This window comes from Microbulbifer mixtoriginis (SeqCode) (assembly GCF_052466695.1).
The window spans coordinates 667,222-683,136 of the sequence record NZ_CP174285.1 but is presented as its reverse complement, the minus strand read 5'-3'; the positions used below and the strand labels follow the sequence as shown (position 1 = coordinate 683,136).

General features: G+C 50.7%; 14 protein-coding genes. 4 read left to right on the top strand and 10 right to left on the bottom strand.

The genetic code is table 11. The features are described 5' to 3' along the window. The first annotated feature begins 33 nt into the window (after positions 1-33). Positions 34-993 (top strand): CsiV family protein, encoded by a 960-nt coding sequence (locus ACJJI0_RS02960; RefSeq protein WP_444884606.1) that lies wholly within the window; start codon positions 34-36, stop codon positions 991-993. Between the two features lie 661 nt (positions 994-1,654). Here ACJJI0_RS02960 and ACJJI0_RS02955 read toward each other — a convergent pair. The 5 genes from ACJJI0_RS02955 to ACJJI0_RS02935 form a co-directional block, all read right to left on the bottom strand. Further along, positions 1,655-1,870 (bottom strand): cold-shock protein, encoded by a 216-nt coding sequence (locus ACJJI0_RS02955; protein ID WP_020413094.1) that lies wholly within the window; start codon positions 1,868-1,870, stop codon positions 1,655-1,657. 299 nt (positions 1,871-2,169) lie between these two features. Then, a complete protein-coding gene (locus ACJJI0_RS02950) occupies positions 2,170-3,276 on the bottom strand; it encodes a mechanosensitive ion channel family protein (protein ID WP_444884605.1) in 1,107 nt (368 codons plus the stop codon). Positions 3,277-3,355: 79 nt separating this feature from the next. Further along, entirely contained in the window at positions 3,356-4,372 is a 1,017-nt protein-coding gene (nagZ, locus tag ACJJI0_RS02945) for a beta-N-acetylhexosaminidase (protein WP_444884604.1), read from the bottom strand. Positions 4,373-4,406: 34 nt separating this feature from the next. Beyond that, on the bottom strand, positions 4,407-5,039 hold the full coding sequence (locus ACJJI0_RS02940) for a TetR/AcrR family transcriptional regulator (protein WP_444884603.1): 633 nt from the start codon (positions 5,037-5,039) through the stop codon (positions 4,407-4,409). Between the two features lie 393 nt (positions 5,040-5,432). Next, on the bottom strand, positions 5,433-6,071 hold the full coding sequence (locus tag ACJJI0_RS02935) for an LOG family protein (RefSeq protein ID WP_252081961.1): 639 nt from the start codon (positions 6,069-6,071) through the stop codon (positions 5,433-5,435). 164 nt (positions 6,072-6,235) lie between these two features. Here ACJJI0_RS02935 and lexA point away from each other — a divergent pair, with 164 nt between their 5' ends. Beyond that, positions 6,236-6,841: a transcriptional repressor LexA gene (lexA, locus tag ACJJI0_RS02930; protein ID WP_252081962.1), complete on the top strand. Its 606-nt coding sequence runs from the start codon at positions 6,236-6,238 to the stop codon at positions 6,839-6,841. Positions 6,842-6,927: 86 nt separating this feature from the next. Here the strand turns inward: lexA and ACJJI0_RS02925 are convergent, their stop codons facing one another. The 4 genes from ACJJI0_RS02925 to ACJJI0_RS02910 all read right to left on the bottom strand — a co-directional run bounded on the left by ACJJI0_RS02925 (position 6,928) and on the right by ACJJI0_RS02910 (position 11,183). After that, on the bottom strand, positions 6,928-7,182 hold the full coding sequence (locus tag ACJJI0_RS02925; protein WP_152453256.1) for a hypothetical protein: 255 nt from the start codon (positions 7,180-7,182) through the stop codon (positions 6,928-6,930). Between the two features lie 103 nt (positions 7,183-7,285). Beyond that, entirely contained in the window at positions 7,286-7,774 is a 489-nt protein-coding gene (locus ACJJI0_RS02920; protein ID WP_444884602.1) for a DUF6586 family protein, read from the bottom strand. Further along, positions 7,775-10,444, bottom strand: a complete 2,670-nt coding sequence (topA, locus tag ACJJI0_RS02915; RefSeq protein WP_444884601.1) for a type I DNA topoisomerase — start codon at positions 10,442-10,444, stop codon at positions 7,775-7,777. It abuts the gene before it with no gap. A gap of 214 nt (positions 10,445-10,658) precedes the next feature. Beyond that, positions 10,659-11,183: a hypothetical protein gene (locus tag ACJJI0_RS02910; protein ID WP_252081966.1), complete on the bottom strand. Its 525-nt coding sequence runs from the start codon at positions 11,181-11,183 to the stop codon at positions 10,659-10,661. 146 nt (positions 11,184-11,329) lie between these two features. Here ACJJI0_RS02910 and ACJJI0_RS02905 point away from each other — a divergent pair, with 146 nt between their 5' ends. Continuing rightward, positions 11,330-11,773 carry a universal stress protein gene (locus tag ACJJI0_RS02905; protein WP_444884600.1) on the top strand — a complete coding sequence of 148 codons (444 nt, stop codon included), beginning with the start codon at positions 11,330-11,332 and terminating at the stop codon, positions 11,771-11,773. A gap of 59 nt (positions 11,774-11,832) precedes the next feature. Here the strand turns inward: ACJJI0_RS02905 and ACJJI0_RS02900 are convergent, their stop codons facing one another. After that, entirely contained in the window at positions 11,833-13,698 is a 1,866-nt protein-coding gene (locus ACJJI0_RS02900) for an ATP-binding cassette domain-containing protein (protein WP_444884599.1), read from the bottom strand. 163 nt (positions 13,699-13,861) lie between these two features. Between ACJJI0_RS02900 and ACJJI0_RS02895 the strand changes: the two genes are divergently transcribed. Beyond that, entirely contained in the window at positions 13,862-15,865 is a 2,004-nt protein-coding gene (locus ACJJI0_RS02895) for a transglycosylase SLT domain-containing protein (protein ID WP_444884598.1), read from the top strand. Positions 15,866-15,915: the final 50 nt, after the last annotated feature.

The window sequence follows — 15,915 nt, the reverse complement described above, 5'->3', positions numbered from 1 at the left end:
TAGACAGGACAGATGGAAGAAAGTGGTAACCCAATGACCATAAAAAAGATAGTGCACCTCTGCTCTACACTTGCCCTAGCACTCTCCGCCACGGCCTCACAGGCGGCGAACTACGCCGGCAATACTTTCGAAATCGAGATGATCGTGTTCGAACGCCCCCAAGGTATGGCACAAACCAATGAAACCTGGCCTGCGGAGCCGAGCCTCACCTACCCTGCTCGCTGGGTGGACTTTGACACCCCTGCACCCCGGGAGGAAAAAGCAGAATCCCCTGTCGCAACCGCATTCCCTGAATCCACAGAGCTCCCCCAAGAAGATACAGCATTGGACGAAGAGCCTGTCAGCTTTGCAGTCAGCGAGTTCGGCGATCACAATACTGACCAAGCTCCCCCCCTCCACTTACTCCTCTCTCCCGTAGACACCAAGCTGGATACTAAGGCGGCAGCTCTAGTGAGAGGCGGGGATCGCATTTTATTCCACAAAGCTTGGCACCAAGTTTTGGAGCAAAAACATAAGTCACCAGCAATCCTGATTGATGGTGGCGAAACCTTTTCAGGACACAGCCAACTGGAAGGGTCAGTTACCCTGAGCGTCTCACGCTATTTGCACCTGAGCACAAACCTTTGGCTCAATGATTTCTCTGCTCCCGCATCTGCGGAGGGTATCCGCCTGCCTCATCGACCCAAGGCTGCTCCAGCACCCTCCGAGGAGACAATTTCTTTCCCCACCCCGAATGAAGGGCTTATTGCTTCCAATCCGAATAGGCATAACTTCTCAAACGCAGCAGGAGATCAGGAGCCCATAACCTTAGATGCCCCAGCTGAGCAACCGGTATATGTGATGCGGGCCGCTCATTTACAACATGAGCGCCGTATGCGAAGCGGCCAACTGCACTATATTGACCACCCGGCTTTTGGTATTTTGATTGAAATTCGCACTGTGGCTGAAAGCAACGAAGAAGTCACAGAAGAAACCACCCCAGTTACCTTATAAACAGCCAATTAATACTCTTTTAAATACCCCCTTCAAAGGGGGTATTCCATATGCAATAGCATATTTAACCAAACAAATTACACTTTCTTAAATCTATAAAAGCCGAATCGAATCCGGCATAACAGATAACACAACCAAACCAATTTGACTGCGATTTATAAAATAAAATTTTACAAAGGCAGCAACTTAACGACATCCGGCAAGAAACAAGTACAAAGACACGGAAGGCGAAGAGAAAAACTCACCCCATTATTACAACACCCTCGCTCAAGTGAAAATCACTAGAAAAGCAAAATAGCCAAATAAAATAAAAAAGCTTAATAAAGAAGCAGCGATAAAGATTTTTAAATTTATTCCGCCAGACAAAACTGAAACCCTGACTCCTAACATTAAATTGGTTTCAAGATTATTAAAGCTTCATAAATAGCCTGGAGTGCTTTCAGAAATTAAAGGCGCAGGTAATTAATACATTTCAAAATATAACGAAACTCGTGGAACGGGTCATATATGTATGCAGACCGCCATAAGACACATATTGAACCAAGCGAATGGAGAAATAGAAAAGCGAGCTGAAAAGCCCGCTTTGGAGGCGCTGGCAGAGCTAGCGGCTGGCACCGCAAACTCTACGCGACAACAGTTCTTTCAACGAGTGATCCGAGAATCACTCACAGGGAACAACATCTTCCGCCAGCAGTCCTTTGTCACCTTGTTGCATTTCGAACTCAACCGCCTGCCCCTCGTTAAGGGTTTTATAACCCTCTCCGCGAATGCTGCGATAGTGAACAAAAATATCTTCAGTTCCTTCTCCACAGGTGATGAAGCCATAACCCCGTGCGTTATTAAACCACTTCACTGTACCTGTAACGCGATCACTCATTGAGAAAACCTCATTATTGTTATTGCGCCTACCTCTATTACCTCACTGCTCAATTCGGCAAGAGGGGCAAACGCCACCCCATTGTTAACAAACTGCTCCATGCAGAATGCTATCTTGCTTCACCCTATTGAGAGTAACCCAAAGGGCGTAACCTGATTCTTAGATAAAACAGCGCCAGTGTCTAGGTTTCCATGTGAAATAAATACTACGTTTTTACCAATAGGCGTAATTAACCGTCAAAACCCCAATTAGGCGCGATATTTAAACTAAACATTTGTACCTTATCGCACTCCCAATACTCAACTGTCTAACGCGGCTTCTCGCGCTAATGAAGGAATATCGGCAATATGTACCGTCGAGGTCGGAAATGCACAAGACGCACCATGGCGCTCAATTATATTGAGTACATTCAACAAAACATCCTGCTTGATTTCATGGTATCTCACCCACTCTGTCGTTCTGGTAAAGGTGTATATAAAGAAATCAAGGGATGAGGCTGCAAAACTATTAAAATTAACAATAAGAGTTCGGTTGGCATCTATTTCCGGGTGATGCTGTAACATTTTCTTAACATCTGCCACTATCTGCGCCATTAAATGGCCATCTTCATAACGAATCCCAATAGTTTCAAAGATCCTACGATTGAGCATTCGCGAAGGGTTCTCGACAGAAATCTGCGTGAAGACACTATTGGGCACATAAACCGGGCGCATATCAAAGGTGCGTATGCGAGTCAGGCGCCAGCCAATATCCTCTACAGTCCCCTCAATCTCCTTGTCCGGGGAGCGTATCCAATCGCCAACCGCAAAGGGGCGATCTAAGTAAATCATCAGCCCACCAAAGAAATTCGCCAGCAAATCCTTAGCGGCAAAGCCTACCGCCAAACCCCCAATGCCACCAAAGGCCAAAACGCCACTGACGCTATAGCCTAGGAACTGCATAATCACTATACCCGCAGTGATAGCGATCGAAGCCCGCACCAGCTTGCCGATGGCTCTAACCGTGGTAGCATCCATCGGCTTGCCAATATAGCGGGGATTGCAAAGGTTACGCTCCGCGCTGTGCGAGAAGCGCCAAGCGAACCAGGAGAGGACCAAAATAAGGCCTATCTCGCGGGCAGGCTCTGCCAGGGAGAAAATCTCTGCACCCGTCGCCTGACCCGCACGCTGGGCGGCCACCGTGAGCCCCAACAGCCAGATTAATACTTGTCCAGGAGGGGAGAGAGCCCCTACCAGCGCATCATCCCAGGGATTGACGGTCTTCTCAGCCCTGGCAGCCAGTTTTTGCACAAAGCGGCCGAAAATCCAGGCCGCCAGTGCGGAAGCTAATACAATAAGAAAAACAGAGATTATCCAAACCCGGTTATCACCCAGCCAGGACAACAGCACACTCTCTACGGACTCCACAATTCCCCCTCCGCTTATAAAACCGGCTCCAGCCGCCCATAGGTTCTTGGAGCAAGCTGCAGAAACCGGTATTTCTCAACTACTGCATTATTGAAGCTAACCAGCTGCGAGTTCTATGCCAGCGCTCACTTTTTTCGAGTTCCGCCCAAGAGGTGATTGAGGGTCTACCCCGCATGGCTTTCAGACGCTCACTCGATTCCGCTGCGGGAATAAAGTTCTGCAGCCCAGCGAGAGACTCCAAAGCCCCTGCACGGTTATTGCAGACTACGCCCATATCACAACCCGCTTCCAGAGCAGCGCGGATTCTCTCCCCATAACCACCGGCAGCTCCCGCCCCCTCCATGGACAGATCATCACTGAAGATAACCCCATTAAAACCCAGTCGTCCTCGCAAAATATCCTGTAGCCAGTAACGGGAGAAACCCACCGGCTGACTGTCTATATTGACGAAGCGAATGTGAGCGGGCATCACCGCATCCAGTTCATCGGCCCCTATGCAGTCAATAAAGGGCAAGGCATCGCTGGCCAGCACCTGCTCCAGGGAGCGCTCGTCTTGAGGAAGCTCCACATGGCTATCTTCAAGCACGTGCCCGTGTCCTGGAAAGTGCTTGCCGGTTGTAGCCATACCAGCCTCACGCATCCCTTGAATAAATGGTCTTGCAATAGCCGTCAGGTGATGGGGGTTGGGACAAAAACTGCGATCTCCAATAACTCGGCTGTGGCTGTCATCGGCATCCAATACAGGGGCGAAACTGAAATCCATCCCTACAGCCAATAACTCAGAGGCAAGCAACCAACCCACATCCTGCAGCTGTGCTGCTGAAGCCTCGGCGGACAGTTTTTGCATGGAAGGCAAACGCGTGAACCCCTCTCGAAAACGCTGTACGCGCCCACCCTCCTGATCAACAGCCAGCAGTATCTCTGGGCGCACAGATCGAATATCGGCAATCAGAGCTTGAATCTGATCGCGATCGCGATAATTGCGCGCAAAGAAAATCAAACCACCCACGAGCGGGTGGCGCAAAAGCTCGCAATCCTCATCAGTGAGCTTCTGCCCTTCGATATCGATCATCACCGGTCCGAGTGATGCAGGCATATTCAGTTCCTCTAAGATTCACCAGCTGCGCAGTTTAACCGGACTCCACCTTTAGCATTGCCGAAGCGGCCGGCACAAGGCGCTCCAAAGTTTCCGGCAGGCTGCTCTGAGCACCAAAATCCTCTCTCAGGATAGCCTCTATGGCATCGTAGCTCGACAAGGTGAAAATAGTGGCCCCTAACATAAAATACAGGCGCCAGTAGAAGGTCACGGGATCAACTCCCGGTAAGGCCTCGGCCAGTAGGCCTGCGAAGCGTCGGTAACTATCACCGTAACGAGACACTATAAAGCGGCGTAAGTGCCCCTGAAACTGCGTATAAGCCAGTCCCAGCAGGCGCATAAAGCGCTGAGCATCCAGCCCAAGTTGGCTCAGACTGCCCAACCCAACTCGGTATAGGCTCTCCAACAACCCTTCAACCTTAAGTGGTTGGCCAGAAGCTATGCGTCGATCCAACTCTGCTTCCAGCGCATCGGTAAATGGTGTTAGGAAACGCTCAAAGACCGCCTGGATCAACTCTTTCTTAGAACCAAAGTGGTAGTTGACCGCCGCCAGATTGACTCCGGCAGTACTCGTAATAGTCCTGAGGGATGTCTCGGTAAAGCCGCGCTCGGCAAAGAGCGCTTCGGCAGCATCCAAGATGCGGTTAACGGTATCCATCTGGCTCATAGATATCAAACCACCATTTAAAACAGCTGTTTAATTTCGGCCAGAGTAACACACTCCCAGCTCGCTGGCGGCTTATTGCACATACAGAAAGAACGGTTGTAGGGGGAAGTCCAACCTGGCGAATCCCCATAGGCAAAATTGGTTTGGTAAATTGGCAGGATAAGATGTAATTACCGAAGCGACTGACCACTACCTCTTCCCATAGGCCTTAGTGCATTCCACTGCGTGGGAAGAAAGATAGGGGCGCTAACTACTATTTAGGGACGAGGCACAGCCGTAGGCTCTGTATTTGGCCTCTACTTCCTGTATTCCTGTTTTTTCTGCCTCCCCTACTCCTCGCCCTATCCGATTGTTAATTAATAAAGAAAGTAACCTAGACATCTCGAAAACTTTTTAATCCCTGGCTCGCATATATTTCATAATCAAATCTGCAGCCTCTTCTACTGCATCCACCACATGAAACAGGTCTAGATCAGCAGAGTCGATACAATTCCGTTCCAATACCGTATCTACCAGCCAATCGTACAGCCCTCCCCAATAACGCTTGCCCACCAAAACTATTGGGAATCGCCGTACTTTTTGAGTTTGTACTAATGTCAGCGCCTCAAATAATTCGTCCAGCGTGCCGTAGCCCCCGGGTAAACCCACAAAGCCCACGGCATGCTTCACAAACATAAATTTACGCACAAAGAAATAGCGAAAATTCAAACTGATATCTTGGTAAGGATTGGCTGCCTGCTCAAAAGGCAGCTCGATATTTAATCCGATTGAAGTACCAGGCTGCTCAAAAGCCCCACGATTACACGCCTCCATCAGACCCGGCCCGCCACCGGTCATCACAGGTATCCCCTCTGCTGCTAAAAGCTCCCCAAGCTTCACCCCTTGCTGATATTCCTGGCTATCTTCAGTGAAACGCGCACCGCCAAAAACTGTTACCGCCCCGTTAAGCGCAACCAAACGCTCAATTCCATCAACCAACTCAGATTGAATGCGCAGAACTCTCCAGGCTTCAGCCATTTTCGCATCAAGCATTATTGTTCTCCCTTGCTGTCAGTTCTTTCAACTTTTCTTTTCATTCCTTGTTTTCTTAAACAATGTAGCAGCTGGACTGCAGGCAGGTGCTCAGTTTGCGAGATCCTTAAATCTGTATATAATCCCAGCAACTGTATAAAAATACAGAAACGCTAGGTAAATCTATGACCAATCTCACAGCACGCCAGACTCAAGTATTAGAGCTGATAAAAGCCTACCTGGACGACACAGGTTACCCTCCCACCCGCGCAGAAATCGCCCAAGAGCTGGGCTTTCGCTCGCCCAACGCTGCAGAGGAACACCTCAAAGCACTGGCACGAAAAGGAGCCATTGAGATGGTTGCCGGTGCCTCCCGAGGTATTCGAATTCCCGACCACCAATCGGGACTTCCCATCGTGGGGCGTGTCGCCGCAGGCAACCCTATTCTGGCAGCCGAGCATATTGAGGATTATTGCGACCTGCCCGCCAGTTTCTTCCACCCACCGGCAGATTATTTATTGCGGGTACACGGCATGAGTATGCGAAATGCCGGCATTCTCGACGGGGACCTTCTGGCAGTACAGAAGACCGAACAAATCAGAAACGGGCAGATTGTGGTTGCGCGGATTGATGATGAAGTAACCGTTAAGCGCTTCCGCCGTAAAGGTAATCAGGCAACGGTACAACTCCTGCCTGAAAACGAAGACTTTGATACCATCCAAGTAGATATGCGGGATAAGAACTTTGTAATCGAAGGATTAGCGGTGGGCGTTATTCGCCAAACTCCGTGAGACTAAAAGATTTACCGCCAATCAAATACAACAACAGCGGCTTCTAGCCGCTGTTGTTTCACTTAATTTTTCGCCTTTACCATAGATTAGTGAATCGTATGGTTAACCGGCATCGACTCTTCCTCTTCAAAGTAACCTGGCTCCAGGTCATCGAGATTTTGCACGGCTTCTATACCCGCCTCTAACATGGCCCGGGCTACCGCTACCTTGTGCTTTCGCAAAAATTGGAGACTCTCGGCTGAGAAACGAATACTCACCAGAGGGTCCTCCTCATGGCCGGCACGGCGCAGAGCCACATCGCCATTGGCCAACTCGATAATCTCAAAAGTTTCGGAGGACATTTGCTTTCCCTTCACTGCACATCAGTTTGCGCCCAGTGTACCACAGGCAATTTAGAAGTTTCAGTGGGCGCAAAAAGATGAATAGAAAGGTAGCGGAGCCCTCTTAGCACTCCTCGAGATTGGCACGCTGTCTAAGTATCAGCTCACTGAGAGCTTTGTGCCATTTAAGCAGCACCTCGAAAGAAAGCTCAATTGGTACTGGTCCGGCGATATTGTGGGTCGGAATAAGGTTGCCAGCTTGCCCCTTTTCCTCCGCTAATGTAGGCAGCCTTAAGAGCTGGTTCCACGCGCGTAATAATTCGCTAAGCCAACTCCCTGGCTCTGAGAGCAATAACTGCAGTTCACTTACTTCAAGGCTCGCTCTCCCCTGGCTGTGTAGGCTATCAAAAATAACCTGTACAGACTCCGGCTCAAAACCCAATTGCAGCTGGTGTGACAGTTCAGCCAGGAAAGCCTGATAGGCTTTCCACAGCTGCAACAAAGCACCTTCTTCCAGGGCCATTCGCTGAATAGTAGAGTCATAACTACTTGTGGCCAGCAGCTGACTCTTACGCAATGCCGAAGTGACTAGGCCGGTATAGGGGTTACTCATTTACTTTTTTGCCGCCGCTTTCTTAGCTGCCGGCTTTTTCTTGGCCGCCGCTTCGACTTTCCAGGAGCCATCCCGGTAAAAAGCCTTCCAACCCGTGGCCTTTCCATCCTCCTCAGACTGAACATACTGCTCTTGGGTCTTACGGCTGAAGCGAACTACCGTATCGCGCCCCTGATCATCCTGTGAGGGAGCCGAGAACAAGAAACTGTACTTAGGGTCAATCTCACTTTGGTGAGGCAGTAGCTCTTTTATCAGCGGGGCACGGGTCTCACGGTTTTTCGGAAACTGGCTGGCGGCCAGGAATAATCCGGAGGCACCATCGCGGAGAATGTAATGATCCTCAACCTTCAGGCAAGCCAACTCCGGCATAGGAACCGGATCCATTTTGGGTGGCGCCGGCTGGCCATTTTTCAACAGCTTGCGGGTGTTCTTACAGGCTTCGTTAGTACAGCCAAAGTATTTACCAAAACGGCCTGACTTCAGCTGCATGTCGCTACCGCACTTGTCACACTCAATAATCGGACCGTCGTAGCCCTTGATTTTGAACGTGCCCTGCTCTACCTCGTAACCATTACAGTCTGGGTTATTTCCGCAGATATGTAGCTTTCTCTGCTCATCAAGCAGATAACTATCCATCGCCGTGCCGCACTTAGGACAGCGGCGTTTCTCCCGCAGCTGGCGGGTTTCGGCATCTTCATCCTTATCCGCGTCCACGGCCTCATCGCCTGAGACCAGATTCATCGTGTTGGTGCAACGCTCCTTAGGAGGAAGCGCGTAACCGGAGCAACCAAGGAATACACCGGTAGAACCTGTGCGGATCTGCATATGGCGACCGCACTTACTGCACTCGATATCAGTATCTGTCGGCGTGTTGCGCCGCATACCCGCATCACTGGACTGAGCTTTTTCCAACCGAGAAGAGAAATCCTGATAAAACTCGTCGAGTAACTGCTTCCAACCTTTATCGCCATCGGCAACCGCATCCAGAGATTCCTCCAGGCTTGCGGTAAAACCGTAGTCCATCAGATTTTTAAAACTTTCGCTGAGGCGGTCGGTGACAATATCACCCATTTTTTCCGCATAAAAACGGCGGTTCTCAAGCCGCACATAGCCCCGATCCTGAATTGTGGAAATAATAGAGGCATAGGTTGAGGGCCGGCCAATACCACGCTTTTCCAGCTCTTTCACCAGAGCGGCTTCGCTAAAACGAGCCGGAGGCTTGGTGAAATGTTGTTTCGGGTCCAGCTGCTGCAGAGACAGCTTATCGCCAACCTGAACATCAGGCAGCAGCAGATCTTCATCTTTCTTGCCCGCAGGAGGGGCAACTTTGAGAAAGCCATCAAAACGAATCACCCTGCCGCGAGCACGCAACTCAAAGTCACCGGCACTCACCACAATTGAGGTCGAAGTGTATTTTGCTGGGGTCATCTGACAGGCGACGAACTGCTGCCAAATCAGATTGTAGAGCCGCTCTGCATCCCGCTCCGCACCTGAGAGCATATTGGGGGCAACACGTACATCGGAGGGACGAATTGCCTCGTGAGCCTCTTGCGCTCCCTCCTTGCTGCTATAACTAACGGGCTTTTCTGGCAGATACTTATCGCCAAAATTCTCACCGATATACTGCCGGGCCGACTCAACCGCCTCTTTACTTAGATTGGTCGAATCGGTACGCATGTATGTAATATGACCGGCTTCGTAGAGACGCTGTGCAAGGGTCATGGTTTTCTTGACACTGAAACCGAGACGATTACTAGCCGCCTGCTGCAGTGTCGAAGTAATAAAGGGAGCACTAGGCTTGGAACTGGTAGGCTTATCGTCACGACCGCTAACAACAAACTCACTACCCTGAAGCAATTTCACCGCGCTATTCGCATCGGCTTCATTGGTGGGGCGGAAAGTTTCACCAGCTTGTTTTTTAACCTCTAGCCGCAGCTTGTTCGCTTTGCTGGTAGCGGTATCAGCGAAAAGCGTCCAGTACTCCTCAGGAATGAAAGCGCGGATCTCACGTTCGCGCTCTACCACGAGACGAACTGCCACTGACTGCACCCGGCCAGCAGAGAGTCCTCGGGCAACTTTCTCCCACAATAGTGGGGAGACCATATAGCCAACAATACGATCGAGGAATCGGCGAGCCTGCTGGGCATGAACCCGATTGATATTCAGGCGGCCGGGATCTTTGAACGCCTCCTGGATCGCGGACTTAGTGATTTCATTAAAAACCACTCGGCGATAGCGTTCGTCATTACCGCCAATTGCTTCCCGCAAGTGCCAGGCGATCGCCTCTCCCTCGCGGTCCAAATCCGTTGCCAGATAAATGTGATCAGCATTCTCTGCCAGCTTTTGCAATTCGCTGACTACTTTTTCCTTGCCTGGCAAAATTTCGTAGTGAGCCTGCCAGCTATTATCCGGGTCGATCCCCATGCGCTTGATCAGCTGCGCACGATTTTTCTTGCGCTTGTAAGCCTCTTTCGCCTCAGGGGAAAGCTTACGAGTCTCTGCCGCACGCCTTGCCCGTTCTTTTGCGTCAACGGGCTGTTTGTTGCCGCCACCGGTTGGCAAATCGCGAATATGACCGACGCTGGACTTAACAACAAAGTCCTTGCCGAGATATTTATTGATGGTTTTCGCTTTGGCCGGTGATTCGACGATGACCAGTGATTTACCCATAAGCCTTTGATTTCAAATGAAAAATTTACTGCTATCCGAAGCATTTCAGGCCCTTCAATCGGGCCTGCGCTGCGCGAATATATAAGCCTCAGTCAAGGCGCGGTCAAGCAAAGCTGACAACTTTTAGTGCTTATTCGCCAAATTTCACCCCCAGAAAAGGGTAAAATTGTGACAATTTTCCCTATTTGAGCAGCCCGCTAAAATGCCTGTCGCCCTAGTCTTCTGGGAGCTTAATGGGACTGATCTTGCGTACAGATTCTTCTATAAGAGGGGTGTACTCCGCCAAACTCTCAGACAGCTGCGAAAAAGCTTTGACCCCACCGTTTTCCTGCCATTGCACGCCCAATCCGACATCGGTTGCGATAATCGCACAGCAATCCGCCGGCAAGCTATCCAGCAACTGGTGCAATTGCTGCCATGCTGCCTGGGGGGCTCTCACACTGTTGCCCCAGTCCCAACTACCGGCAAAATTCATTTCGTGCGTAATCCGCTGGCGCTGTAGCTTCCAACCAATCTGTAGACGCTTTCTATCCTTCCACCGATAGTAATAAACCGCTGCGGTCCCCTCCCCCAAAGCTTCAGGTAAGGCTTGAATTTGCACGGTAATACCTGCCCTGGCGGCACGGCCACGCAAATCAGCCAGACGGCTGTCGCGCTGATTGGGCTTCAGCCACATCACTGGCCCCAGCACCAGGGCAATAGCAAAGCCAATTATGATTACCGGTAGCCATTCGGACATAAAAGTTCCTTATGATGGTTTTAAAAACGGCCTATTCTGCGGCGCCATATATGATCCATGTCAAACAGTTTTTTTTGCGATAGACTGAAAATAGCTGTCGTAAGAGGCCCCACTGGGCAAATAGAAAAGACAGGAGCTAATGGAAAATGGCGAAATATGAACGAATATTGGTGGGCCTGGACCTCTCGGAAGAATCCTCACAAGTACTGGAAAAAGCGGCTTCCCTCGCTGAAGCTTTCAATGCCGAAATCAGCTTGATGCATGCCATTGAGCCACTGACATTTGCCTATGGTGGGGATATCCCCATGGATTTATCAGAGGTACAGGATCAGCTGCAGAGACAGGCCAAGGAACAGCTCCACAAAGCCGCTCTACCGCTGAATATCCCCACTGAACGACAGCATGTAATTTTGGGCCAACCATCCACCGAGATACATCGCCTAGCCAAAGATCTAGAGGTCGATCTTATTGTTATCGGTAGCCATGGACGCCATGGCCTGGCTCTTCTGCTGGGCTCAACCTCTAACGGGGTTCTTCACGGCGCCAAGTGCGATGTTTTAGCTGTCAGGGTATATGTGGACGAAGAGTAAGCCCCCTCTTTCGGCGAGAGAAGGGGTGCCATGCACCCCTTCTCTCCAATACTCAAACCTTACTCTTCGCCCCCCTCCAACTCCGACCATCGATCAAAAGCGGTCTCTAATTGAGTTTGTTTCTCCGCCAGTAAATTGAGCCGGTTTTGCACCTGGACTTGCTCCTGTTGATAAAAAGAAGGGTCTGCTACTTCAGCCTCTATAGCGCCAATTTCAACTTCAAGCTGTTCGATCAAGGCTGGCAAGCCATCCAGTTCACGTTGCAGCTTATAGCTGAGCTTCTTTTTCTTAACCTGAGGCTTGTCCGCTTCGACCGGCTTCGCTTTCACCTTGCCTTCGGGGACTTTTTCCTCTTTTGACTCCTGCTCAAAACTACCTCCCTGGCGAATGAAGTCCGCATAACCACCCACATACTCTCGGATACGACCATCTCCCTCGAAGGCCAGACAGGAATCCACAACATTATCGAGAAATGCACGGTCGTGACTGACTAATAACACTGTGCCTGTGAATTCCAAGAGTAACTTTTCAAGCAGCTCCAGGGTTTCTACATCCAGGTCGTTGGTCGGCTCATCGAGCACCAGAATATTGGCTGGCTGACTGAATAATTTCGCCAGAAGAGCCCTATTGCGCTCACCACCACTCAACGCACCTACCTTGGTCCGCGCTTTCAAACCGCTAAAGAGGAAATCGGATAAATAGGACATGATGTGGCGGCTTTTGCCGCCAATAGTGACAGAATCGCGCCCTCCACCAACATTATCCAATACGGTAAGTTCAGGATTTAATTGGTCCCTGCGCTGATCAAAGTAAGCTACCTGCTGCTTTGTACCCAAACGCACCTGACCAGACTGAGACTGAAGGTCCCCGAGCAACACTCGAATTAAGGTGCTTTTACCAACTCCATTAGGACCAATCAATCCCACCTTATCACCGCGCATTAAGGTAAATGAAAGGTCGCGAATCAGGGGGGACTCATTGGGGTAGGCAAAGGTAACGTTACTAAGCTCAGCCACCAACTTACCGGATGTTTCTCCACTATCGAGAGACATTCTGGCAATGCCCTGTTGAGTTCGGCGCGCCTCTCTCTGGCGCCTGAGTCCTTGCAAGGCCCGAACCCGCCCTTCATTACGGGTGCGTCGCGCCTTGATACCCTGGCGAATCCAGGCTTCCTCCTGGGCTAGCTTTTTGTCGAATAGCGCTTCGTTCCTGGCCTCTTCTTCTAAAAGTTTCTCTTTTTCTTCTTGGTAACGCCCAAACTTGCAGCGAAAAACCCGTAGGTATCCACGATCCAAATCCCAGACTGTACTGGCCAACCGCTGCGCCAAAGCACGGTCGTGGCTGACGAACAATAACGCGCCCCTAAAAGTATCGAGGAACCCTTCCAACCACTCCACAGCGGCAATATCCAAATGGTTGGTGGGCTCATCGAGAATGAGCAGATCGGGCTCAGTAACCAGCGCGCGCGCGAGAGCTGCACGGCGCTGCCAACCTCCAGAGAGATCAGCCACGGATTCATCAGGACTCAAGCCGAGGCGGTCGAGCACGCTATCGACTCTAGGCAGGAGATCCCAGCCGTGCTCCACTTCAATTTTGGCCTGTAGCTCGGCCGATGGGTTCTCCCGATAACCAGCCAATACCCTCCCTATAGGGCCCAGACCCTCGGCAACATATCGGTAGACAGAGTCGAGACAGCCTGCTGGTAACTCCTGCTCAAGGGTTGCCATAACCATCCCACTCGCGCGCACAATCTCCCCAGCATCTGGGTCCACCTGCCCCGCAATTAAACGCAACAGGCTGGACTTACCCTCTCCATTGCGGCCAACAAGGCAAATACGATCGCCCCGCTCAATTTTTGCACTGACGTTTTCAGCAAGCACCTGGGTCCCGTAACGCAGACTGACCCCATCCAATAGAAGCAACATAATTAGGCACTACAATTAACAGACCCGGTTAACATTCTCGCTAGTTAGTTGAATGAAACGAAAATTGATACTTCGGGTCCTGTGAAAAATTCGCTATTTTACGCTTTTTTGCCAAGCCGTCTCATAAACTTGCGCGACCAGACTCAACTTTGGGGTTACTGTCATGTCAGTTAGCACAAGTCGACTCTTCCAGTTTATTGCCCCTTTAATGGTCTGGATCTGCCTCAGCGCCCAGGCAGAGTCACAAGCATCATCGAAGGAGTTGTCTCAGCAAGACAAGCCAGCCACAGGTATATCCAACCAGCGCCAGCTATTACAACAAGCCAGGATAGCGATCAAATACGGCAATAAAAAACAGTTAAAGCAATTGAAAGCCAAGTTGGCGAATTACCCTCTAGTGCCCTATCTCGACTACTGGGCGATCGGAAGAAAATTGCGCCAACTGCCTCTAAAAGATATAAATCGCTTTCTCGCTGAGAATCAGGGAACAGCGGTGGGTGACTGGATGCGTATTAGGTTGCTTAGAGAGCTGGGGCAACAGAGACAATTTCAGACCTACCTAAAATACTTTCAACCTGAGAAACACAAGCGCGCGGCACTGCGTTGCTATTATGCCGACGCACTGTTTCGCCATGGCAGCAAAGACAATGCCAATCAAGTAACCACCGAGCTCTGGCTGGTTGGGCACTCACAAGTAGAGGAGTGTGACCCAGTTTTTGCCCGTTGGAAGCGCAATGGTGGCCTAACCCAGGAAAAGATTTGGTCCCGCCATTTACTCGCCTTAGAAGAGGATAACCTAGAACTCGCTTCCTATATCGCCAGGAAAATGGACAAACCCTTCCAACAGAGAGCAGCCCTGCTACGGGAGGTGCACAAATCACCCAAGCTTCTTCTCAATTACCCCCGCTTCTTACAGTCACCGGAGCATCACAGGGAAATTATTCTGCATGGATTGCATCGATTAGCTAGGGAAGATGCAGCCGTCGCTGAACAGGCATGGCAGCGCTATAGTGCCAGCCTCCTGTTTAACGATAAGGAGCAAGCCAATATGCTCCGCCATCTGGCTCGGCAATTTGCGCGTCAAGACGATACCCAGGGACTGCTACAACTGACCAAGAATTACACAATTGATGATGGATATTCCATTGAATGGCTGGCGCGACAATCCCTGCGAGAGCTCGACTGGGAGCAGGTTGCCTTTTGGATTGATCGCCTGCCACTCGAACGGCAACAGCGCGATCGCTGGCTCTACTGGAAAGCCCGCTCACTGGAAGAACTTTATGGCAAGGCACAGTCTGGCGCAGCCTCCCTTCTCTATCGAAAAGCTGCACGGGAACGCAGTTACTACGGCTTCCTTGCTGCCGATACCCTCGGACAAAATTACAGCTTTGTAGATCGTCCCGCGCCAATCACGCCAATTCAAGTGCAGCAGATGGCCCAGCACACCGGCTTACAAAGGGCACGTGAATTGCAGGCTATTGGTGAACTATTCCATGCTCGGCGTGAGTGGAGCTACGCTACTCGGGAAATGGATCACGAGGAGCTATTAGCCGCGGGCAAAGTGGCAAGCGCATGGGGTTGGTATCACAAATCCATTCAATCTGTTCTTGCGGCAGACTACCTGGATGATCTGGAACTCCGCTTCCCCCTGGCCTTTGCCGATATTGTAGAAAGTGTAAGTGAGCAGGTTGGACGGCAGAGCACGCCTCTAGAGCCCTATATGATTTACGCAGTTGCCCGCCAGGAAAGCCACTTCAGCCACGACGCCAAATCACGGTCTGGCGCATTGGGCCTAATGCAATTGCTACCCTCTACCGCACGCGCAACGGCAAAGCGCGCCGGTGTACGCTATCGACGCAGCTGGGATCTACTAAGCCCCAAAACTAATATTGCCCTTGGCAGCTTTTACCTGAGCACCCTGTTAAATCGATTCGATAACAATCGCTTCCTCGCCGCTGCCGCTTACAACGCGGGGCCAACGCGGGTTGCCAAGTGGTTAAAGGAGACTCGTCAGCGTCTGCCTCACGATGTCTGGATCGAGACGATTCCCTATAGTGAAACGAGGAATTATGTACAGAATGTACTCGCTTATACGGTAATTTATGCCTATCGGAGCGGCACCAAGCTACAACTTCTCAAGGCGCATGAGGCAGGGAATAAACTTTAAGGTGCCTCAGAATAACCTTACAAACCTCTGTCCTAACTTTGATACCGTTT

What these genes read in the sequence shown, in the direction of transcription:
- ACJJI0_RS02920 (WP_444884602.1), bottom strand. Translation starts at nt 7,774, where the DNA reads ATGAGTAACCCCTATACCGGCCTAGTCACTTCGGCATTGCGTAAGAGT.
- ACJJI0_RS02955 (WP_020413094.1), bottom strand. Translation starts at nt 1,870, where the DNA reads ATGAGTGATCGCGTTACAGGTACAGTGAAGTGGTTTAATAACGCACGG.
- ACJJI0_RS02900 (WP_444884599.1), bottom strand. Translation starts at nt 13,698, where the DNA reads ATGTTGCTTCTATTGGATGGGGTCAGTCTGCGTTACGGGACCCAGGTG.
- ACJJI0_RS02910 (WP_252081966.1), bottom strand. Translation starts at nt 11,183, where the DNA reads ATGTCCGAATGGCTACCGGTAATCATAATTGGCTTTGCTATTGCCCTG.
- ACJJI0_RS02935 (WP_252081961.1), bottom strand. Translation starts at nt 6,071, where the DNA reads ATGCTTGATGCGAAAATGGCTGAAGCCTGGAGAGTTCTGCGCATTCAA.
- ACJJI0_RS02895 (WP_444884598.1), top strand. Translation starts at nt 13,862, where the DNA reads ATGTCAGTTAGCACAAGTCGACTCTTCCAGTTTATTGCCCCTTTAATG.
- nagZ (WP_444884604.1), bottom strand. Translation starts at nt 4,372, where the DNA reads ATGCCTGCATCACTCGGACCGGTGATGATCGATATCGAAGGGCAGAAG.
- topA (WP_444884601.1), bottom strand. Translation starts at nt 10,444, where the DNA reads ATGGGTAAATCACTGGTCATCGTCGAATCACCGGCCAAAGCGAAAACC.
- ACJJI0_RS02905 (WP_444884600.1), top strand. Translation starts at nt 11,330, where the DNA reads ATGGCGAAATATGAACGAATATTGGTGGGCCTGGACCTCTCGGAAGAA.
- lexA (WP_252081962.1), top strand. Translation starts at nt 6,236, where the DNA reads ATGACCAATCTCACAGCACGCCAGACTCAAGTATTAGAGCTGATAAAA.
- ACJJI0_RS02960 (WP_444884606.1), top strand. Translation starts at nt 34, where the DNA reads ATGACCATAAAAAAGATAGTGCACCTCTGCTCTACACTTGCCCTAGCA.
- ACJJI0_RS02925 (WP_152453256.1), bottom strand. Translation starts at nt 7,182, where the DNA reads ATGTCCTCCGAAACTTTTGAGATTATCGAGTTGGCCAATGGCGATGTG.
- ACJJI0_RS02940 (WP_444884603.1), bottom strand. Translation starts at nt 5,039, where the DNA reads ATGAGCCAGATGGATACCGTTAACCGCATCTTGGATGCTGCCGAAGCG.